19 protein-coding genes are annotated in these 20,285 nt (G+C 56.4%); 10 read left to right on the top strand and 9 right to left on the bottom strand.

Annotation, left to right across the window (positions count from 1 at the left end):
• Nucleotides 1–528: 528 nt before the first annotated feature.
• Nucleotides 529–1,341, top strand: a complete 813-nt coding sequence (locus tag ACQZ40_RS16780) for a sugar phosphate isomerase/epimerase family protein (RefSeq protein WP_142914069.1) — start codon at nt 529–531, stop codon at nt 1,339–1,341.
• On the top strand, nt 1,338–2,165 hold the full coding sequence (locus ACQZ40_RS16775; protein ID WP_142914068.1) for a shikimate dehydrogenase family protein: 828 nt from the start codon (nt 1,338–1,340) through the stop codon (nt 2,163–2,165). Before ACQZ40_RS16780 ends, ACQZ40_RS16775 begins: the two co-directional genes overlap by 4 nt.
• 52 nt (nt 2,166–2,217) lie before the next feature.
• On the opposite strand, the gene ACQZ40_RS16770 is transcribed toward ACQZ40_RS16775, so the two are convergent.
• Together ACQZ40_RS16770 and ACQZ40_RS16765 are read right to left on the bottom strand one after the other, a co-directional pair.
• Nucleotides 2,218–3,051, bottom strand: a complete 834-nt coding sequence (locus tag ACQZ40_RS16770) for a shikimate dehydrogenase family protein (RefSeq protein ID WP_244614292.1) — start codon at nt 3,049–3,051, stop codon at nt 2,218–2,220.
• Nucleotides 3,021–4,994: an FG-GAP repeat domain-containing protein gene (locus tag ACQZ40_RS16765; protein WP_142914067.1), complete on the bottom strand. Its 1,974-nt coding sequence runs from the start codon at nt 4,992–4,994 to the stop codon at nt 3,021–3,023. The genes ACQZ40_RS16770 and ACQZ40_RS16765 overlap by 31 nt, the downstream gene beginning before the upstream one ends.
• A 71-nt stretch (nt 4,995–5,065) precedes the next feature.
• Between ACQZ40_RS16765 and ACQZ40_RS16760 the strand changes: the two genes are divergently transcribed.
• The 5 genes from ACQZ40_RS16760 (at nt 5,066) to ACQZ40_RS16740 (ending at nt 8,544) form a co-directional block, all read left to right on the top strand.
• Nucleotides 5,066–6,019, top strand: coding sequence for a dihydrodipicolinate synthase family protein (locus tag ACQZ40_RS16760; protein ID WP_244614291.1), 954 nt, complete (start codon nt 5,066–5,068; stop codon nt 6,017–6,019).
• A gap of 128 nt (nt 6,020–6,147) precedes the next feature.
• Nucleotides 6,148–7,035, top strand: a complete 888-nt coding sequence (locus tag ACQZ40_RS16755) for a ribokinase (protein ID WP_142914066.1) — start codon at nt 6,148–6,150, stop codon at nt 7,033–7,035.
• Between the two features lie 76 nt (nt 7,036–7,111).
• Complete coding sequence (locus tag ACQZ40_RS16750) at nt 7,112–7,333, top strand: hypothetical protein (protein WP_204814871.1); 222 nt, start codon at nt 7,112–7,114, stop codon at nt 7,331–7,333.
• Nucleotides 7,330–7,686 (top strand): hypothetical protein, encoded by a 357-nt coding sequence (locus ACQZ40_RS16745; protein WP_204814869.1) that lies wholly within the window; start codon nt 7,330–7,332, stop codon nt 7,684–7,686. Before ACQZ40_RS16750 ends, ACQZ40_RS16745 begins: the two co-directional genes overlap by 4 nt.
• A gap of 81 nt (nt 7,687–7,767) precedes the next feature.
• On the top strand, nt 7,768–8,544 hold the full coding sequence (locus ACQZ40_RS16740) for a fumarylacetoacetate hydrolase family protein (protein WP_142914065.1): 777 nt from the start codon (nt 7,768–7,770) through the stop codon (nt 8,542–8,544).
• 102 nt (nt 8,545–8,646) lie between these two features.
• On the opposite strand, the gene ACQZ40_RS16735 is transcribed toward ACQZ40_RS16740, so the two are convergent.
• On the bottom strand, nt 8,647–9,723 hold the full coding sequence (locus ACQZ40_RS16735; RefSeq protein ID WP_142914064.1) for an aldo/keto reductase: 1,077 nt from the start codon (nt 9,721–9,723) through the stop codon (nt 8,647–8,649).
• Nucleotides 9,724–9,861: 138 nt separating this feature from the next.
• Nucleotides 9,862–11,169, bottom strand: a complete 1,308-nt coding sequence (locus ACQZ40_RS16730; protein WP_142914063.1) for an extracellular solute-binding protein — start codon at nt 11,167–11,169, stop codon at nt 9,862–9,864.
• Nucleotides 11,170–11,576: 407 nt separating this feature from the next.
• On the opposite strand from ACQZ40_RS16730, the gene ACQZ40_RS16725 reads away from it, so the two are divergent.
• Together ACQZ40_RS16725 and ACQZ40_RS16720 are read left to right on the top strand one after the other, a co-directional pair.
• Nucleotides 11,577–12,383 carry an SDR family NAD(P)-dependent oxidoreductase gene (locus tag ACQZ40_RS16725; protein ID WP_142914062.1) on the top strand — a complete coding sequence of 269 codons (807 nt, stop codon included), beginning with the start codon at nt 11,577–11,579 and terminating at the stop codon, nt 12,381–12,383.
• The gene (locus ACQZ40_RS16720) at nt 12,376–13,449 is read left to right on the top strand and encodes a Gfo/Idh/MocA family protein (protein WP_161596394.1); all 1,074 of its coding nucleotides are present in this window, start codon (nt 12,376–12,378) and stop codon (nt 13,447–13,449) included. Before ACQZ40_RS16725 ends, ACQZ40_RS16720 begins: the two co-directional genes overlap by 8 nt.
• 212 nt (nt 13,450–13,661) lie before the next feature.
• On the opposite strand, the gene ACQZ40_RS16715 is transcribed toward ACQZ40_RS16720, so the two are convergent.
• The 5 genes from ACQZ40_RS16715 to ACQZ40_RS16695 all read right to left on the bottom strand — a co-directional run bounded on the left by ACQZ40_RS16715 (nt 13,662) and on the right by ACQZ40_RS16695 (nt 18,888).
• A complete protein-coding gene (locus tag ACQZ40_RS16715; protein WP_142914060.1) occupies nt 13,662–14,960 on the bottom strand; it encodes an ABC transporter substrate-binding protein in 1,299 nt (432 codons plus the stop codon).
• Between the two features lie 35 nt (nt 14,961–14,995).
• The gene (locus ACQZ40_RS16710; RefSeq protein ID WP_065658869.1) at nt 14,996–15,844 is read right to left on the bottom strand and encodes a carbohydrate ABC transporter permease; all 849 of its coding nucleotides are present in this window, start codon (nt 15,842–15,844) and stop codon (nt 14,996–14,998) included.
• A gap of 13 nt (nt 15,845–15,857) precedes the next feature.
• A complete protein-coding gene (locus tag ACQZ40_RS16705) occupies nt 15,858–16,796 on the bottom strand; it encodes a carbohydrate ABC transporter permease (protein WP_065658870.1) in 939 nt (312 codons plus the stop codon).
• A 62-nt stretch (nt 16,797–16,858) separates the two neighbouring features.
• Nucleotides 16,859–17,917 (bottom strand): ABC transporter ATP-binding protein, encoded by a 1,059-nt coding sequence (locus ACQZ40_RS16700; protein ID WP_142914059.1) that lies wholly within the window; start codon nt 17,915–17,917, stop codon nt 16,859–16,861.
• A gap of 140 nt (nt 17,918–18,057) precedes the next feature.
• Nucleotides 18,058–18,888, bottom strand: a complete 831-nt coding sequence (locus ACQZ40_RS16695; RefSeq protein ID WP_142914058.1) for an IclR family transcriptional regulator — start codon at nt 18,886–18,888, stop codon at nt 18,058–18,060.
• A 230-nt stretch (nt 18,889–19,118) separates the two neighbouring features.
• On the opposite strand from ACQZ40_RS16695, the gene ACQZ40_RS16690 reads away from it, so the two are divergent.
• Entirely contained in the window at nt 19,119–20,171 is a 1,053-nt protein-coding gene (locus ACQZ40_RS16690) for a Gfo/Idh/MocA family protein (RefSeq protein WP_142914057.1), read from the top strand.
• The last annotated feature ends 114 nt before the right edge of the window (nt 20,172–20,285 follow it).

Below are 20,285 nucleotides of genomic sequence, written 5' to 3'. Positions count from 1 at the left end.
GAGGTTGCGGACGTACAGAGCCGGCCTTGCGAGTCGATCAGCTTCGGCGCGCACAGGACCAGTCTTCTCGTTCAATGGGCGGTGATAGGCCACTTTGAGTTCGAGCGTTGTGTAGCCCGCCAGTCAGCGCATTCTCAGCATTTGGCATAGCTTCCAAGCGACAATCTCGATCTCACTACTCGCCGGCGCTTTTTTGGCCGAGTTGTAATTTCCCGTTCGAGAAAACTCGCGAAATTCAGTGAAATTAATCCCCCAACGCACAAAAGAAAAAAGTAGCAAATGGAACGCCATTCCGATAATAGAGTTCTTGCACTGCTACAAGGCCGTGCGAGGGAGGTCTGAAATCGGCCAAGTTTCAATTTCGACCGAAAACGCCCTGCTCATAGGCGAAACGCCAGTCCCGTCTCCGTGCTTTCACCCCGGGGGCGTTGGACTGTCTCGCTGTCGGGGGTCCGCAGACTACGGGGATAGCTCAACGGGGTCTCGGCAATCTTATTGGCTCAGCATCTACAAGTTCTGAGAGGTCTTATGACAGAAATCGTATTCAACCACGCTACCGTCCGCGAAAGAGCAAATATGCTTGAATTTCTACGTCTTTCTTCAGACCGGGGTCTGAAGACCGTGTCGGTCTGGTGTGACGAAATCGCCAAAATTGGCGAGGCCGACGCGCTGTCGGTCCTTGATGACTTAGGTATGACTGTCTCCGGCTACAACCGCATTGGCCCGTTCGTACCTGAGTATCTGGATTGCGCAGAGGCTGAACTGGAGCGTGCCGCGCGCTTTGGGGCAGACCATGTTTTCGTCTTTACAGGCGGCCTTCAAGAAAACGAAAAAAATCTCGAAGCGGCAAGACGGAGGGTGGAAGACACATTCGGCCGGTTGCTCGATATGGCCCGAAAGATCGGCATCAAGCTGGCGATCGAACCGCTTCATCCCATGCTCGCTGGCGATCGCACGGTCATCGCGAGCCTGTCCCATGCCAATGCTCTGGCGGAAGCACTGGGACCTGGAATTGGTGTGGTCGTCGATGTTTACCATGTCTGGTGGGATGAGCGTCTTGGAGCGGAGATCGACCGTGCTGGCCGCGGGGGACGGCTTCTCGGCTTTCACGTCAACGACTGGCTTCTGCCTACCCGGCATCTCCTAACAGACCGGGGTATGATGGGAGACGGCATCATCGATCTGCCCGGCATCGAGGGCATGGTCCGTCGTGCCGGTTTCCATGGACCGGTAGAGGTTGAAATTTTCTCAACAGACTGGTGGTCACGAGATCCAGGCGAGGTGATGGACATCGCCATCGATCGCTGCCGGCAGCTTTTCGGCCAGGAGGTGATGGCATGAAAGAAACAATTCCGAACCTTGATGGCCATTCGCGGATCTACGCTGTGTTCGGCGATCCGATCTACCAAGTGCAAACGCCAACTCTCATCAATCCGATCTTCGCCGCCGCCGGCCAGAACATCTATGCGGTGCCGTTTCATGTCACGGCAGAGCGCTTCGCAGACGCATGGGACGCGTTTGCCGCTATGTCCAATGTCAGCGGAATCAGCACGACAGTGCCGCATAAGGTTAATGGTGCGAAACGTTGCGACACTCTGACGCCAACTGCCAGGGCTGTCGGCGCGGTCAACTGCGTACAGCGAGGCGCCGATGGGCGTATGCACGGAGCGCTTTTTGACGGTATCGGTTTTGTCGAAGGTCTCGGAGAGGCGAAGGCCCGAATTCGCGGAAGCCGCGTGCTGGTCGTCGGTGCAGGAGGCGCGGGACGCGCCATTGCCTTTTCGCTTGCTGAAGAAGGGGTAGGGCAGCTTGGCCTGATGGACCTGTCAGCCGACTCGATTGCGTTCACCGCCAACATGATCAATGCGGTGACGGGGCGCGAATGCGCGCGCGCAGTCGATGCATCAAGCGGCTGGGAGTATGATGTGGTGATCAACGCTTCACCGATCGGCATCAAAGGAACGGCCGTTTTCCCCATGCCGGATGCAGCGATCCGGCCGGATATGCTGGTTGCGGATATTGCGAGCCTTACCGGCGAGACGGCCCTTTTGCGTGCCGCGCGCGCGGCCGGTGCTACGACGTCCGATGGTAAAGATATGCTGGGCGCACAGATAAGATTGATGGCAGGCTTCGCGGCAGGCCTTCCTGCGGGAACGGTGTTATAATTATCAAACGCCGCGCGGCAGCGCGCGCGGCGTTTATGTGTCATAAAATTATCTATCCCCAGAGTTCGCAAAGATGGTCGGCAATCAATCCGACCTGCCCGGTAATCATGTGAATTCCCGAATGAACTTGCACGCCGTTCTTCGCTGCAAGCGCCAACAGTGGAGTTGTCTCAGGCTGGGCGATGACCTCAGCAAGGGTCATGCCGGGCTGCAGAAGTCCGGCATCGAGTGGCAGGGCATCTGTTTCTTTGAGGCCAAGGGACGTGGCGTTCACAACCAGCGCGCCCGCTTGAGGCTCCGCTCTTCCCGCCTTTGCAACGCCTCGACCGAAACCGGCATTGACCGTTTCTGCCAGAGCCTCCGCTTTGTCCACTGTCCGGTTGGAAACGGTTATGCTTCTGGCACCAGCTTCGACGAGCGCGAATGCTATGGCAACGGCAGCCCCGCCAGCCCCGACCAACAACACATCCCGGCCTTCGATCACGACATGTTTTGCCAGAAGGCCACTGACGAACCCTTTCCCGTCGAACTGGTAACCACGGAAGCTGCCATCCCTTTCGCGCCGAACGACATTGACCGCACCGACACGTGCGGCCACCGGGTCGAGACTGTCGCAGAGTTCGACTGCTGTCTGCTTGTGGGGAAGGGTGATGCCGAACCCGATCAGGTTCGGCATAGCCTTGAGACCAACCCAGATATTGTGCAGGTCGCTTGCCGGGACATGCAAAGGAACGCAGGCGATGTCGGCGCCGCGTTCTGCAAACAGGGGATTGATGGCCGCAGGCGTTTTAGCTTGCGTGATGGGATCGCCAATCACACCCATGAGCCGGGTGGTTCCACGAATCTCGAAGCTCCCTACCACGACAATTCCTCTCGCTTCAGCCACACGATGGTTCCATCCTCGACGCCGACGATCAGGTCGAGGGCACCACGACCGGCCCAGTCCACCGCTTCGGGAGAGGCAACGTGCATGGCCATCGCAATAGTCTCACCTTTGAAGCTGATAGGGAGGGGGAAGGCAAAGCGAGGCTCTTCCGGTGTTCCGACATTCCGGGACAGGAACAAGCCGGCCTGCTTCGTGGTGTTGCGCGGAGCGCCGGTTTTTGGATCCGGGGGAACGCAAGCGCGGGCATGGGTTCCGAAAATAAGGTCTTTCCGGCCGGTTCCCTCCCAGTCGCAGATGCAGAGCTTCACCCGGCCTCTACCGCCACCGACATCGACGGTAAACCGCATCGCATCGCCATTTTCCCAGCGGATATGCCGTTTATCAACGAGTTCGGTATCGGAAGCGCGCGTCCAGTCGCTGAGGACGCCGTCTTCGTCCAAAGCGAGATAATGCAAGTGGCCGCTCTCCTGCCAGTCGACGACGGCCGGGCGGACGCGCCAGACAGTTTTCAGCGGCTTGCCGTTATAGGTGAGAAACTCCTCTTCGGCAAAACGCGGCGGGATCGTTTTCTCGCCGGTATTGCGGAACAGTCGATGGCGACCGGTGACATCGCTGACAAGAATATCCATGTGTCCACTGCCGGTCCAATCGGCAATTGTCGGGCAGGAATAGCCGAACATCTTTTCAGACGGCCCCTGAATCGAGCCGTCCAGACCGGCTGCGATCCTGATGGGTTTGCCGCCAGCTTCCAGCATGCTTTCCTTGCCGAGATAGATCGAGCCATTCTCTTCCCGGCTGGGATAGAACAGCAATTCCCCGCTACTGTTCCCGACGACGAGATCGAAATGTCCGTCACCGCTGAAATCATGGGCGGCCGGGCTTGGCAAAACGCCCGCGTGGATCAGAGGCTTGGTGGTCTCAACGCGTCCGCGCTTTTCGAACCTCGGGAGCCCATCCGCTCCATAGCCGCAATTCTTGAGAAAGGTGACGTAACCGTCCTCGGCGCCAACGAGAATATCTTCACGGCCATCGCCATCCCAGTCCACGACGCAAGGTAGATGGATGCATTGATCGAGTTCAAGAACTTCATCGTCTGGCGTTCTTATAAGGCTGGTCGGCTCGAAGGACCCGTCCTCGCGTTGCCGCGCGATATGCAGGATATTCCAGAATTCGCCAGCGATAAGGCTATCCTTCTGCCCACCGAATCGACCGAAGGCAGGCGCAAGCTGCCCGTAGACCTCGAGCGCCGTTTCACCGGCAATAAGAGCTTTGCCCTTTTCCAGTACCGGGTGTGAAAGCGTGCCGGTATTTTTGAAGGCATACAGAAAGCCGCGCAACGGCCCACCGAGCCAGCGCCCGGCATCGTCATAACCGCGATACCCTTCGTCGTTCCACTCGAGACCGTTTGGCCAGTAGTCGTCCCAGTAGTCGCTGCCGACGATCAATTCAGGCACGCCGTCGCCATCAATGTCGTGGAAGCGGGCCATATGGAAGTATTCGTTGCCCTTGACCCAGTCTGCATCCAGATCGAGCCGAACGGGTTCGCCGAATTCCGGCGCTCCCTTCGGACCGATGTTGGGAAAGATATAAATCTGCTTGCGCATGCGCGATGCTGACACCAGGTGGAAAGTGTCGCCGTCTTTTACGGCCGTGACATAGCCGCGAACACCTTCGATCAGTTCCTCTTCGCCCAAAACAGGCGTTCCATCTTCATAAATGCCGATCTGGCGTCGCAGAAAAACCCGGCCATCGTAACAGGGATCCCAAGCGGATATCAGAAGATCTCTGCTACCCGTTCCTGTCCAGTCGACCACTTCGACGCAGGTGATGATGCGTCCGGCAACCGCCGCCGAATTGACCTCACGGTGATAATGCAGAACCTCTGCGCCGTAATCCGGACCATGCCAGACGGTCGCATCGTCCTCCCATCTTTTTACACTCACGCGCCTACTCTCCCTATTCCAAATTCGTTACTGGAATGCTATTCTAATATCAAATCGATCCGTAAATCCACATGAAAGAAGCACTGATGAGCAAAAATGCGCATGGAATTGTCCCGGTCATGCTAACTCCGTTTACACCGGACAATCAAATCGACTGGGACGGGCTTGAACGGCTCGTCGAGTGGTATGTCGACAATGGCGCCGATGCGCTTTTCGCCGTGTGCCAGTCCAGTGAGATGCAGAGGTTGTCCCTTGACGAGCGTGTTTCTCTGTCTCGGCGCGTTGTTTCGTTGGCGCAGGGCCGCGTTTCCGTTATCGCGTCCGGTCACATCAGCGATAGCGCAGACGACCAGCGTACCGAACTGATGGCAATGGCCGATACCGGCATCGATGCCCTGGTGCTTGTTACCAACCGGCTCGATACCGGCGATAGTGGAACGGAGGCGTTCCGCGCAGGCGTTGAGAAGGTCCTGAACTGGGTGCCGGGCGATCTTGCTCTGGGACTATACGAATGCCCCGCACCCTATCGCCGCCTGCTGAGCGACGATGAATTCAAATTCTGCCGCGACACCGGTCGTTTCGTGACACTCAAGGACGTCTCATGCGATCTCGACACCGTCCGTCGACGGGTTGCGATGTCGGCAGATTCCGGATTTGCCGTCGTTAACGCCAACGCTGCCATTGCTGCGGCGGCGATCCGCGAGGGGTCGAAGGGGTTTGCCGGAGTGTTCACAAATATCCATCCGGATCTTTATGCATGGCTCTACAAACACGCGACCGAAGATTCCCCGTTGCGGCGCGATCTGGAGATATTCCTAGCCCTTGCCGCCATGGCGGAATCGATGAGTTATCCCGGAATAGCAAAGACCTACCACACGCAGCTTGGAACGTTCCGGAGTGCTCACTCCCGAGTCACCGACTACGACATCACCGAGCGTCACTGGGCCGTTCTGGATTTGCTCAACCATATTCACGAGGGCACGATTCGCTTCCGGAAGGCGATCGCTCAGCGCGCCGGACAGTAATTCGGCGGCCAGGACCAGAACTTTGCCTGCCGTAAGATGGCGGCGAAATTCTGGTCCTGTGTATCCTCTCTCTATTTCCGGGCACGCATTCACGACCCGCATCAGCGTCATCTCAGGAAGGATTTTTCGTGATTGTCACGTTTGGCTCCATCAATGCCGATCTGGTTTTTTCGGTCAGGGAGATGCCGCAGCCTGGCCAGACGCTTCTGGCCGATCAATTTCGCACAGAAGCGGGCGGCAAAGGGGCAAACCAGGCCATTGCGGCGGCGCGCGATGGCGCAAACGTTGTGATGGTCGGAGCGGTGGGCCATGATGCCCTTGCCGATGTCGCGCTGAAGAATTTGAAGGACACCGTGGATCTCAGCCGCGTGCTCCGTGTGACCGAACCGACGGGCTGTGCTTCGATCCTGATCGACAGCCATGGCCGGAACATGATTGCGGTCGCCTCCGGTGCCAATCTCGTTGCTTCCTCCGATGAGGTGGACGACGCCCTCGTTCAGGAAGCGCGCATTGTCCTCATGCAGATGGAAAACGACCCCGCCGAGATCGAGAAGCTCATTCGACGCCTGAGCGTTACAAATGCCATGTCCATTCTCAATCTGGCTCCGGCCATTCATCTCGAAAAAGAGGTCCTGTCGCTTTGCGATCTTATTGTGGTGAACGAGGACGAGGCAGAAGCGCTTGCGGGCTGGCTGGACACCGGTTCATCTGCAATGGACCTGTCGCTCAAGCTTGAAACAGGCGTCCTGAAGACGCTCGGCGGTGACGGGGCTGAAGCAAGCGTTGGCGGAGAGATTATCAAAATTCCGGCCTTGTCGATCGAAGCGAAGGATACGACTGCGGCGGGAGATTGTTTCGTCGGCGTCCTGGCGTCGGCGCTCGATCGCGGGCTTTCCTTAAAGGACGCCATGACCCGTGCAGCGACGGCAGCAGGACTTGCCTGTAGCCGCGCCGGTAGCCAATCCAGTATCCCCCATGCCAACGAAACCGACACATGGCTCGAAAAGCTGCAATGAGACGTCTGTGTGTCATTGCGCCCGGAGCTTTTGTCAGAGTTGGTGTATCGCTTCAAAATTTCGCCGGAAGGGCCGCATGACTTATCCAGTCTTTCTCTTTGCAGTCGTCGCGCTCCTTCTTGCGCCAGGCCCCACCAACACCCTTGTCGCACTTGCCGGCGCGCAAAGCGGTCATCGCAGCCTTCGGTTTCTTTTGCCAGCGGAACTCCTGGGCTATCTGACGATGATCCTGCCGGCAGCCTGGTTCGGTGCAATGATAATCAAGAGCCTGCCTTCCGCCACGAATGTCCTGAATTGACTGCTTCCGCCTGGGTTATGTATCTGGCGATCAGTCTGTGGAAGTCAGGATCCGGCATCATCAGCGATATGGAGGTGTCCGCAAAGCGGGTCTTCGCTACGACAGCGCTTAATCCAAAGGCGCTTATCGTCGCTTTTGTGCTTCTGCCACCACCGACCGATGGCCAGTTTCTACTGAAACTGGCGTTTTTCTGCGCTGCCGCATCTGGCGTGACCGTGGTCTGGTGCTCCCTTGGAAGGCTCACCCGATCACAAGTTGGCACAAATGTTCGCTTTGCTATCGTCCAGCGTGCTGCATCCATATGGCTTGCTATCGTATCTGGTTCCCTGTTTTTCGCAGCCTTTTCCCACTGAGTGATAATCTTAGCGTCGCAAGGCTGACGGATTGCAATTCTACTTCAACTTCTTTCACGGCATCAGAAACAAGGAAACGCCATGAGCGATTCATATCAAATGATGGATACAAATAACCTAGCTCAAACACTCGTCAGACTTCGAAGCGAGGGAAAGCAACTTCCAACAACGCAATTCCAGACACTCCCGGCCGATCGTGAGAGTGCGATGGAGATTCAAGGCGTTGTTTCTGAACTGGAGAATATCGACAGTCGTGCCTGGAAGGTTGCGAGCTCGCCGAGCAATGACCACGTGGTCGCTCCCTTGCATCCCTTCGTCCGCAGTAGCCCGAAACCAACTCTTATCTGGCGACAAGGCATAAAACTCGAAGTCGAAATCGCCGTAAAGCTGGGTAAAAATCTACCAGTTTTGTCAAATGGTGCCTATTCCCGAAGCGGCCTTGCAGACGCAATCTCGGAGATTTACCTCGGTGCCGAACTGGTCTGGTCTGCAGTCGAAGAAGGCGCAAGGATATCCTATCCTCTGTTTCTGGCTGATCGACTTGGGAACATGGGCTATGTGATCGGTCCAAGGCTTCCGGCCTCGACGCTTGATCCTTTTGGGGGAATGCCACTCGCGGTGTCGCTGGACAGAGCAACGCTTCATGACGGCGTTGCGCAACATCCAGCCGGCGACGTTCTCACATGGCTTCTTGGCTATGCTAATGACCGCTCGAGGCCTTCAGCATCGCTGCTCGCAGGTTCGGTCTTCACGACGGGAAGTCTTTGCGGGGCTATCGAAATTAAAAAACCAGGTGAAATCGTTATCACGTTCGGTCCGGAAACAGCGTTCGATTTTGTGCTTTCGGCGGAACCGTAAAGTTCGGCCGAAAGTGATTTCGCGTCCTGCGTATGCCGCACTCTTTAAAGAGGATGAAACCTGTTTGCTGTAGGGTAGCAAAGGACGGGGTCCCTTCGGACGCTAGGCGGCCTTGCCGGACCCCGTGCCAGCATGCCGACGAATCTCGGGAGCCAGCCACGGCGAGACATAGCCACGATCTGCCTCTTCGATCAGCCCACCGGGTGGAAGGAGCGCGTCGATCTGGTCGAGTGTCAAATTGTCCAGCTTCGCCTCGAACCCCGCCTCCATTCCGTCGAATTGCTCCATCGTGCGGGGTCCGAGAATGACGGAAGTGACGGCGGTGTGTGCAAGTGGGAACGCCTGAGCCATGTGCATGAGGGAAAGTCCTGCCTGTCGGGCGATGGCCTCAAGCTCCGGAAGTAATTCCAGCTTTCGGCGATTGCCGGCGCGCTGCATGTCGAAGCGCGATTGCAAAATGGGGTAGTGCTTTCCCCATTGGCCTTGGACGCGGTCCGCGCGCGAACCGGCCGGCATGGCGCCGGCAGAATATTTGCCCGTCAGCCACCCACCGTTCAGAGGGCTCCATGCCGTAAAACCCATCCGGTAGTGTTGAGCGGCCGGCAATGTCTCGCGCTCAACAGCGCGCTGAAAAATCGAATAGGGAGATGTCTCGTTGACAAACCGGGAGAGCTTTTGCAGACAACTGACAGCCTGGGTTTCAGCAATATACCACGCGGGTGCTGTAGAACATCCGATGTAACGAACCTTGCCCTGGGTCACGAGATCACTCAATGCGCCCAGCGTCTCTTCGATATCGGTTTGAAGATCCGGACGGTGCATCTGATAGAGATCAATGTGGTCTGTCTTCAACCGCCGCAGGCTGTTTTCGACCTGCTTCATTATCCAGTAGCGCGATCCACCTTGTTCGTTAGGGCCGTCGCCCGCCGGAAGCCTGAACTTCGTCGCCAGTACGACCTTGTCACGCCGTCCTGAAATCGCCTTGCCGACAATGCTCTCGGCTTCCCCGTGGGAATACGTGTCAGCAGTATCGATGAAGTTGATCCCCCGGTCGAGGGCCCGATGCACGATATCGACGCATTCGCCTTCGTCGGCGTTGCCGTCCGATCCGTAACTCATGGTTCCGAGCATATACTCGCTGACCTGGACCCCGGTCCGGCCTAGATATCGATACCTCATGGCTGTGTCTCCTGCGCCAAACTCGGTTCAATCGACATTGATGAACGCGAAGCAAGCTGCTTTGGGATCGTTGCTGTTTTCGTTAAGTGCGGTTGTGGTTGCACCGCATCCCAATTGCGAGAGGCGGCTCCTGACCGCTCAAGATTTCGAAAGAGCCTCGGCGTAGCGGGATTTGACCTGCGAAACGACGCTTTCAGGCGTGCTGCCGCGCAGGATCATGCGCTGGAATTCCTCGCCGGCAATCTGATTGAAGATAGATTGAATGACAGAGTAAGTGACCAGGCGTCCGCGCTCCTGCACGAGGTTTTTCCAGCCCAGTTGGTCCGCGGCTTCAGGCGTCGAGAAATAAGGGTCTTTGTAAACACTCGCCCGCGCGACAACCTCTCCGCCACGCGCAGCGAGAGCTTGCGCTTCAGGACTTGCCATGAATTTCACGAACTCCCACGCAGCCTCCTTGTTCGGCGAGTTCGCATTGATGCTCAACTGAAAGCCATAAGCGGTAAGCTTGTCGTTTCGCGCAATAGTGGGCGCCGGAGCCCAGGCGAGATCGTTGTCGGCGATCGCCTTTTCGATTCCCTTGTATCGGTAAAGCCCAAACGATGCGGAGGCGACCGTTCCAGACCGCAGACCGTCCTGCAACTCATTGTATCCGTATTGCAAACTGACAGGCGTGGAGGCCTTTTTTGCAAAGAGATCGGACACTGTCGATGCCGCCAGCAGAAGCCGATCATCAGCAAAAGCGATGTTTCGTCCATCGGGAGCGAATAGGGGGCCGTCATTACCGGCAAGGATCGAGCTGGTGATGAACTCGTTGAATGCCTGTGCGCCGCCTATACCGCCCGTGATGCCAAGCGGGACAGCGTACCCGATCGTTGCTCCTTTTGTAAGTTTCGCTCCCAAGCCACCGACTTCCTCATAGGTGCCCGGAGTAGAAGAGATCTGAGCTTCTGCAAACCGGCTCTTGCGGTAGATGAGGATTGGAATGCGAAAATCCTGCTGCAAACCCCATAATTGTCCGTTGACCTTCGTCTGCTCCAACGGGATGAGCCAATCGTTCGTATCAACCCCATCGCGCGCCACGAGTTCGTCAATAGGCAAGATTGAGCCGGTAGATGAATATTCGGGCTGTTGAAAATTTGTGACGCGTATGACATCCGGCGCACCGGCACGCGCGCGCGCAGCGCGGATGCCATTTGCGCCCGACGGATCCACGACGACCTTGATCTTGATGGATGGGTTTGCTTTCTCGAATGCTTCGATCATGCGGTTTTGCGCGGCTGCGCGTGGATCCTTGGCGTTTGCCGGATCGAGAAAGCCGTTGTAACTCACCTCGGTTGTGGAGCCCGACTGGGCCGATGCCTTGCGACTTCCGACCCCGGCGACCACGGATGCAGCAGCGATCCCGCCTAAAAGTGAACGGCGTGAAAGTTTGAAATTCTCGTGCATGGTTTCCTCCCTGTTGCACTTGTTCGCTGTCGTGCGCCAGGGCGCCTCGTCAGATGATACGTCGTCAGTGCGGCAAGACCTCACTTGAGCCTGCGTGCCCCACCCATGGCTGCACCGGCCAAACCTCCCAAAGTCTCAACCGAAACACTATCGGAACATCATTCTATCTAGCAAACTAAGCTTGTCAACCGGGCGAAAAACGCTGCCCCGAAGAGGAAATGGCCATCTTTCGAGCCTTGACAGATTAGGTGCGGCTGTAAATTATGGAATATCGTTCCGATAGCATAGGCATCGGATTGCAAACTGCGGGATGAGGGCGGGAGTTCAGGAGTGAGCTCACTCACAGCGTCTGGCAACAAAGACGACGCCCATCTAGTGTGCATTCAAAAACAGATAGGGAGGTAGACATGCGCGTTCTCGTGACGGGGGTGAGCGAGGGGATAGGGGGCACGATTTGCCGCGAAATCGCCAACAGGCCAAATTCAGCGATAGCAATGTGCGTTCGAAAGAGCCGCGAATCCGTGGTGAGACTTGCAGACGAACTGCGGCATCAGGGTTGCGAAGTCCTGATCCTCGAGGGCGACCTTCGCGATCCTGCCGTGCCCGACTACTTCGTCGGCGCAGCAACGGACGCGTTCAAAGGTCTCGACGCGATTGTTTCCAACGCGGGCGCTGTCGATCCGACATCGTTGGAAGACATGTCGCTCGACGTTTGGGAAGACATGTTCGCTTTAACCTGCCGCGCCAGCTGGCTTCTTGCGAAGGAAGGCTTCCCGCATCTGAAGAAAAGCCAGGGTGCCTATGTCGCGATCTCATCGCAATCCGGCGTTCATCCGCATCGCCAGACGGGAGCTTACAGTGCCGCGAAGGCGGCGCTCATCATGTTGTGCAAGCAGATGGCGCTCGAATGGGGAGAGCACGGCATTCGGGTCAATAGCGTTTCTCCCGGAATGATAATGACACCCATGACGCGCTCGATATACGACGACGATGACATCACGCGCCAACGAGAGGCCATTGTCCCTCTGAAGCGGATTGGCGCGCCTGTCGATGTCGCGCGTCTCGTTGATTTTCTGATCGACCCGAACAATCGCTATATCACCGGCGAAAACATCATGGTCGACGGCGGTCTTACGCTCTCGGTTCTTGACCGGATTCCCGGCATCGCCCGTCGCAAGGCTGATGCCGTCTCATCAGGGGCACAAAATGCCTAGTCGTATCAGCGTTGCGCGTCCCGCCGTCAGAATTGCCGTCGTTGGCACGGGTGCCATCGGGCGCCGCCACGCCCTCTTTTGCGCAGACGAGCCAACCGTCGATCTTGTCGGCATCGTCGATCCTGCGGATAATGCCGCGACCTTCGCTGCGGATGTGGGCGTCAACCACTATCGAACCATCGAAACATTACTGGAACGGCAGAAGGTGGACGGGGTCATCATCGCTGCCCCCACACAGCTTCACCGCAACATAGCCGTGATCGCGATCTCTCACGGAGTCTCTGTGCTCATTGAAAAGCCGATTACCGTGTTGCCGGGCGAAGCCGACGAACTAATTGCGGCGGCGCAGTCGAGCGGGGCAAAAATCCTGGTGGGCCACCACCGACGGCACAATCCTATTGTTCAGCACGCCCGCAAGATCGTCACGCATGAACTTGGTCGTCTGCTGGCAGTCAATGTGATTTGGGCCCTGTTAAAGCCCGTCAGCTATTTTGAACCGGACTGGCGCCGCCGCATCGGCGCTGGTCCGATCCTGACCAACCTTGTGCACGATATCGATCTTCTCCGTTTCCTCTGCGGAGAGATCAGCAGCGTTACGGCAAAAACCACAGCCTCGGCTCGAAGCCATGAGGTTGAGGACACGGTTGCCGTCCTGCTCGCTTTTGAGAACGGCGCACTGGGTACGCTGATTGGCAGCGATGCCAGCCCGTCGCCATGGTCGTGGGATTTAAACTCGGGCGAAAACCCCTTGTTTCCCGTCAGTCGGGAAAACTCCTATCGCTTCTTCGGTACAGAGGGATCACTTGAGTTCCCGGACCTGCACCTGTGGCGTTACCGCGTCGATGGTGAAGCCGGATGGACGCAGCCGATCAGTCGCGAAGGCCGTGTGGTGCAAGCCGCCACCGACGCTTACCGCCTGCAACTGCAGCATTTCACACGCGTTATCACGGGCGAGGAAGAGCCGCTCGTAAGTGGCGAAGACGGGATGCGAAGTCTTCAGGCAACCGCCGCCATTTTTGACTCGGCCACGACGGGCAAAACCATCGATCCCTCGAAGATGAAGTAACCGACGCGGTCAGGCTGCTCGGACGTCATTGACGTGCCGGCGGGTTGAGCTGGAAAGACATGAGGCGCGATCCCCAGGATAGCGCCTCGAAAATTCCCACTACGCCTATTTTCAGAATGTTGTCGCCAAACACCCTCACCTCGTGAACTAAAAAAGCGGGGCGGAACGGAGAATGCTCCCGGTTCCGCCCCGCCTGTTTTACAATCAGGCGATCACTGCGCCTTGCTTAGGGCTGCATCATAACGCTCGACGACTTCGTCATAGGCGTCTTCAGCCGATCCATCGCGCAGGATCATTCTCTGGAAAGCCTCGCCGACAATCGTGTGAAACGTCGACAAAATCGGCGTGTAAGCCACAGTGCGACCGCGCTTGCTGATGAGATCCGCCCACTGCACCTGATTCTGAGCTGCCGCATTCTGGAAGTACGGCGCGCTGTATGCCGATTTCCGTGACACGACTTCACCGCCTTCGGCCGCAATGGCCTGCGCCTCGGGCGAGACCATGAACTTGATGAAGGTCCACGCGGCATCCTGCTTTTCGGACTTCTTGTTCATGGCAATGTGATAGCTGTAAACCGTCTGCTTGTCGGTATCCGAGAAGGCAGGAGCGGGGGCCCAGCCCAGATCGTCTCCACCGCCCTGCTGTTGAACGGTCTTGAAACGATATAGGCCGAAGACCGTCATCGCCGCCGTTCCAGACCGAATGCCATCATGAACCTCGTTGATCCCCATCTGGGCGCTTCGCATCGGCGTAACCTTGCATGTCGTGAAGAATTCTTTGATGGTCTTTGCGGCGAGGACGAAGGACTCCTTCGAGAAAGCAATCTTCCCATCCGGTCCAAAATATTGACCTTCATTTCCCGGAAGCATTGAGCTCAGATAGAATTCACCAAGCCCTTGCGCTCCCCCGAGGCCGCCCGTTGCTCCAAGCGGGACCGCAAACGGAATGGTATTTGCCTCGGTGAATTTAGGGCCGGCGGCACAGACTTCATCCCAGGTTTTTGGTGGGGTGACGCTAGCTTTTTGAAGGGCACCTTTGCGATAAAACAGGATAGGAATGCGGAAGTCCTGCGGAAGGCTAAACAAAGTGTCGCCAACCTTGGCGCTGGAGAGCGGGAGAAGCCAATCGTCTTCTGGAATCCCATCTTTCTTTACAAGCTCGCCCAGATCCACGAGATTGCCTGTGGACGCGAATTCAGCGATTGCAAAGCCGACAATGCGCACAACATCAGGCGTCTGGCTTCCGGACTTGATCGAGCGAGATACGGACTGGCCTGTCGGGTCAACAAGCAGCTTTATCTTGATGTCCGGATTCTTCGTCTCAAAGGCCTGGATCATCTTTGTCTGGGCCGCCGCTCGAGGATCCTTGTCGTTGTTGGGATCGAGAAACGTCGAGTAGATGATCTCCCTACTCTGAGCGTAAGCCGTATGTGTAAAAAGCGTTGAGACACCTGCACTGAGGCTCAGCATCGCTGCCGCCCCGAGCAAAGCTCTTCTTGATTTGGCCTTCATGATATTCCTCCCTGGTGTGATTGATGGATTTTTGGTCAGCCTTTGACAGCGCCAGCGGTGAGGCCGGAGATAAACCACTTCTGCATAAAGCCGAACATGATGATGACTGGCATGGATGCGATCATCACAAAGGCCATCATGTAGGACCAGGAGATGCCGATCGCATCAAAGACCTGATTAACAAGAGCGACCTGAAGCGTTCGTTTGGCCACATCAGGCGCAAAGACCGCAACTGTGATGTAATCGTTCCAGGTGGTGACAATTCCGATTGTCGCGACGGCGGCAATGCCTGGTCGTATCAACGGAAGGATGAGGTTCCAGATGATATCGAACCGGTTGGCTCCATCCATGATAGCCGATTCTTCGATCTCGACCGGAACAGCCTCGACGAAATTGGCAATGAACCACACCGTCTGCGGGATGATCCTCGCGGAGAGAATAATTGTCACGACGATTCCGCTATTGAGGAGACCGACCGAGTCGAGAAGATAATAGGTCGGAACCAGCAAGGCGACGCCCGGCACCATTGAGGTTGCAAGAATGACGAGCATCAGCGCTCGTTTTCCGGCGAAATTGAAACGCGCGGCAGCGTAGCCGGCGGGTATTCCGACAAGAAGGGCGATGACGACGGCGCCAACCGCATACGCGACAGAATTCCATAGATCCTGGAGAAATGACTGATCCTGGAAGACCTTGATGTAGTTCTCGAGCGTCGCCGAATTTGGCAACAGCGTCGGCGGAACGGCCACGGCCTCGACTTCCGTCTTGAATGATGTTGCCAAGGCCCACAAAATCGGGCCAAGAACGATGAGTGCAATGAACAGGGATCCTATTATCGCGGCAACCCGTCCGGCTGGACGATCTGAGGTTAGAGCGGTACTCATACTTCGGGATCTCCTATCCGGTGACACGGCCAGTGAGGCGTGTGTAAAGCGCACCCAGCGCTACATTTAAGAAAAGAACGACAATCGAAACGACAGCTGTCGGGCCAATGTTCACAGCCTGGATCGTGCCACGGAACGCCTCGAAACTCAGCGTGGTGGTCGATCCCAGAGGGCCGCCGCCCGTCATCACGATAATCAACGTCATAAGGGTGAGGTAGATGATCGAAAGGGTCAGCGCCGCACTACCAAGGGTCGGCATGATATGTGTCAGCGTGACATAACGGAATTTGACCAATGCACCGCCACCATCAATTTCCACGGCCTCGTACAGTTCCTTGGGGATCGACTGCATCGCGGCTGTGGCCATGACCATGACATAGGGAAATGACCACCAGGCCGTGACAAGTGTAATCAGCGGCAATGCCAGCCCCGGGTCGCCCAGCATGAGGCCGGGATCGAATCCCGTTGCTTGGATGAGGTAGGGAATAGGGCCGAAAGATGGGTTGAGAAGCCATAGCCAGATGCTCCCCACCACCGACATGGAAAGTGTCCATGGGAACAGAATGAAGACACGCAGGGCCGAACCGGTAACGCCGGCATTGTTGAGTAAAAGGGCCGCTGCCATGCCGAGGATCACGGCGCCTGCAAGTGAGCCGAAAACGTAGATCAGCGAGATCAGCGTTGTGTCCCAGAATTCGGGCGACGTCAGCACCTCCTGGTAATTTGCCAGTCCGACAAAGCCTGCCAACTCGTAGTACTTCGTTTTTTGAAAGCTCAGCCAAGCAACGAAGGCCGTCGGATAGAGGGTAACGAGAAAAAGGATCAGAACGGCGGGCGCAAACCAGAGATATGGCGCCCACGTCAAGCGCGCCTCTTCGTTGGCCTCGGGTTCCTGGCTCGTGATCTTTGCTGCAACCGGGTTGGCAGCGGCTTGAATGGGTGGTGTCGACATTTTCTTCCGTTCCTAGCGACGATGTGCGGATACGTCCTGCTCCAGCTGTCGTTATCAGTTGGTCAGGAAATGCGTTTCCCGTCGCTTTCCCTAAAAAGATGGATGCGGGAGAGTTCCGGAATCACCCGGATGGTTTCACCCGCCTTCGGAAGAGTTCGATCCCGGAAAATGCACACGATGCTCTGGGAGCCGTGGCGGGCGATAATCTGCGTTTCCGAGCCTGTCGGCTCCACAACGGCGACCGTGACGGCCAAGCCATCACTGTCGCTCAAGGTGAGATGTTCCGGTCGCACGCCGTATATGACGCTCTCTTCGGGCGATTGGTCGAAGCCATCGGGCAGAGGCAGCGAAGACCCGTCTTCCAGGACGAAGCGACTTTGCTCGACCCGGCCTTTGAGGAAGTTCATCGCGGGCGAACCGATAAAGCCGGCAACGAACATGTTGTCGGGCTTGTCATAGAGATCAAGAGGCGCGCCGACCTGTTCGACGTATCCGTCATGCATGACAACGATCTTGTCGGCCATCGTCATCGCTTCCACCTGATCGTGCGTCACATAGACGGTCGTGGTCTTCAGACGCTGATGGAGTTCCTTGATCTCTGCACGCATCTGAACCCGAAGCTTGGCATCCAGGTTTGAAAGCGGTTCATCGAAGAGGAAAACCTGCGGGTTTCTGACAATTGCACGGCCCATGGCCACACGCTGCCGCTGACCGCCCGAAAGTTCGCGAGGATATCGGTCGAGAAGTTTGGTAAGGCTGAGAATTTCTGCAGCGCGCTTGACGCGCGTTTCACGCTCTTCTTTGGAGGCCTTCTTTAGCTTCAGGGAAAAGCCCATGTTTTCAGCGACGCTCATATGAGGATAGAGCGCGTAGTTCTGAAAAACCATGGCTATGTCGCGCTCTTTCGGCGGAATATTGTTGACCGTGCGTCCACCAATCTGAATCTCGCCGCCGGTAATACCCTCCAGTCCAGCTATCATGCGCAGAAGGGTCGATTTTCCGCAGCCCGACGGCCCTACTAGTGTGACGAATTCACCTTCGTCGATGTTGACGGAGACGCCGTGAAGCACCTTTACCGCGCCATACGCCTTGCGCACTGATTTAAGCTCAACATTTGCCACTCGAACCTCCCATGGCCGTAAAGACGGCCCCTCCTGGACCGCGATTGCTAGTCGCTCTTATCGGAACGTTATTCCATTAACGTTTGCGGGTGTCAAGCTGCGCCTTCGCCGTTAGAGAAACTCGAAGTTACGTTGTTGGCTTAAACGGTTTTTTTCATACCTTTTGCCACGGTAGCTATCGGTGCCTGATGACCAGGAAGTGTCACCCGATAAGGCCACAGTTCGGAAAGCTCCTGCGCCGCTGCCTTTACCTGCTCTGCGACTTCTGGGACCACGACCGGCGAAAACCGGTGAATTGGACCAGCAACACTGACGGTACCGACAACCTGCCCGCTGACCTTTATAACAGCCGCAATAGCGGCAACGCCTGGCTCGGCTTCCTCAATGGCACTTGCCCAGCCCTGTTCTTGCGTTTCATCAAGGGCTGCCGAGAATGTCTGCTTGGTCGTGATGGCCCGGGGGCCTCCGATGTCTGTACGCCCGAGACCGCTGGCCACAGCGCGAGCCAAAGCCTCGTCACGGTCAAGTGTCGCCAGCCACGCCTTGCCGTTTGCTGTCGTGTGAAGCGGCACCTTTGCCACCAGTTCAGGCTGATATATCAAACCTGAGCGAACCCCTTGCGAATGGGCAATCCACGTTAGGCCGTCCGGATCAATAATAGCAATTCTGCCTAGGCCCTTCGTCGTGTCTGCCAAGCGATCAAGGATTGGCTGACAGATATCGGGGATCTTTGTGCCTGCAAGGAGACGTTGGCCAACAACCGCCAGTCTCAGTGACAGGCGATAGTAACCACTATCAGGAACCTGTTCAGCCCAACCCAGCTCGCACAAATTTGTAAGCAGGCGATGAGCCGCGCTTTTTGGAACGTCTAATCGCCGACTGATCTCCCCAAGCGACAACCCGCTGGCGTTTTCACTGAGAAGTGTGATGAGATCAAAGCAGCGGTCGATGAGGGATTTGACAAGTCGCATGATACCACGATAGTTGTTTGCCGGAATACAATTCTATTAACACATCAGCGGTGCGGCCGCAACTTTTCAGTCCCCGCGGTCTGTGGATCTGACCAGCCGGCTAGGGACGTGAATACTGCCCACGCACTTCTTAAATTGTTACGAAGTGCAAAGCGCAACGATCTTTAGCGGGCACCGCATCAACGGCTGAGAAATGATTCTGGTTAACGAATCAAACTGCGGAGGAAAGTATGAGAATTGCGATATTCGACGTCAGCCATTGGCACTTTCCTTTATATTTGTCCGCGCTGCAGGATTCGGGAATAGAGGTGATTGGTATATCCGACACCGCATCGTATGCAGGACAAAAATTCTCCAGTCAGCTGAACACGAAGTTATTTGCGTCGAACGAAGATCTTCTCAAAGAGGATTTCGACTTTGCTTTGGTCTTTAGCCGACACTCAGATATGGCGGAGTTGGCCGAGCGATTGATCTTGCGCAGCATACCGTTCCTTATTGAAAAGCCGTGCGGTGTTAATCTTCAGGAAGTCAGCCGAATACGCCATCTATCGGAAGAGCGTGGCGTCTATGTCAGTGTCCCGTTCATCCTGCGAGTGAGCGACCTCGCGAGCCGCCTGTCAGTGTCAGAAGGTTTTTCCCACGACGATTATCAGCATCTCTCATTTCGATTCATTGTTGGGCCTGTCGCTCGATATGAGCGGGGAGGGTGCAGTTGGATGCTCGACAAACAGTTTGCCGGTGGTGGATCCACGCTGAATGTTGGGGTTCACTTCATCGACCTGATTTCATCATTGACAAACAGCCCCATCACACAGGTTTCTGCTCAAATGCAGACCTATCGACCTGATGTGACGGTTGAGGAGCAGGCGATTTTCACATGCCGCACCGCCGCGGGTCAGATCGGCGTAATTGAGACGGGGTATCTATATCCATCGACGGCAGAGGATCAGCGCGACTTCTCGTTTTCAATCTCGCACGGAAATTCGTATGTCCGAGGATTTTCGGACCAGTTCTACAGGAAATCGCGCGATCAGCAGCAGGGGCGCTCCGAAACGGTGGAATACAATACGGACGCCTACTACTCGACCTTTCTAAGGCAATGCTGGGCAGATCTTCGGGCCGGTCGACCTCCCATCGCAGCTTTGCGAGATGCCGAGCATGCATTCGCGGTTGTTGAGGCGGGATACCGCTCGGCGGCGAATGGCGGCACTCCTGAGGAAGTGCAGAGCACCAGAAAAATTGATAGCGGCGTGCTCATGCGTGGTCTTGGACCCGTTCTGTGACCCGATCAACATGGAACCTGCGGAGTTAATCCTTCGGTTTCTCCGCCTGATCAAATTGCAACTGGACCACCAAAAGTTCCATAAGATAGATTATGCGATATGTTATACAATAAC

The sequence above is a fragment of the Agrobacterium sp. 16-172Ci genome (assembly GCF_053522725.1).
This window is presented reverse-complemented; position numbering and strand designations above follow the sequence as displayed.

Coding starts and splice junctions, on each gene's coding strand:
- ACQZ40_RS16690 (WP_142914057.1), top strand. CDS start 19,119: ATGAGAATTGCGATATTCGACGTCAGCCATTGGCACTTTCCTTTATAT.
- ACQZ40_RS16715 (WP_142914060.1), bottom strand. CDS start 14,960: ATGAAGGCCAAATCAAGAAGAGCTTTGCTCGGGGCGGCAGCGATGCTG.
- ACQZ40_RS16725 (WP_142914062.1), top strand. CDS start 11,577: ATGCGCGTTCTCGTGACGGGGGTGAGCGAGGGGATAGGGGGCACGATT.
- ACQZ40_RS16695 (WP_142914058.1), bottom strand. CDS start 18,888: ATGCGACTTGTCAAATCCCTCATCGACCGCTGCTTTGATCTCATCACA.
- ACQZ40_RS16775 (WP_142914068.1), top strand. CDS start 1,338: ATGAAAGAAACAATTCCGAACCTTGATGGCCATTCGCGGATCTACGCT.
- ACQZ40_RS16705 (WP_065658870.1), bottom strand. CDS start 16,796: ATGTCGACACCACCCATTCAAGCCGCTGCCAACCCGGTTGCAGCAAAG.
- ACQZ40_RS16780 (WP_142914069.1), top strand. CDS start 529: ATGACAGAAATCGTATTCAACCACGCTACCGTCCGCGAAAGAGCAAAT.
- ACQZ40_RS16720 (WP_161596394.1), top strand. CDS start 12,376: ATGCCTAGTCGTATCAGCGTTGCGCGTCCCGCCGTCAGAATTGCCGTC.
- ACQZ40_RS16750 (WP_204814871.1), top strand. CDS start 7,112: ATGACTTATCCAGTCTTTCTCTTTGCAGTCGTCGCGCTCCTTCTTGCG.
- ACQZ40_RS16760 (WP_244614291.1), top strand. CDS start 5,066: ATGAAAGAAGCACTGATGAGCAAAAATGCGCATGGAATTGTCCCGGTC.
- ACQZ40_RS16710 (WP_065658869.1), bottom strand. CDS start 15,844: ATGAGTACCGCTCTAACCTCAGATCGTCCAGCCGGACGGGTTGCCGCG.
- ACQZ40_RS16735 (WP_142914064.1), bottom strand. CDS start 9,723: ATGAGGTATCGATATCTAGGCCGGACCGGGGTCCAGGTCAGCGAGTAT.
- ACQZ40_RS16740 (WP_142914065.1), top strand. CDS start 7,768: ATGAGCGATTCATATCAAATGATGGATACAAATAACCTAGCTCAAACA.
- ACQZ40_RS16730 (WP_142914063.1), bottom strand. CDS start 11,169: ATGCACGAGAATTTCAAACTTTCACGCCGTTCACTTTTAGGCGGGATC.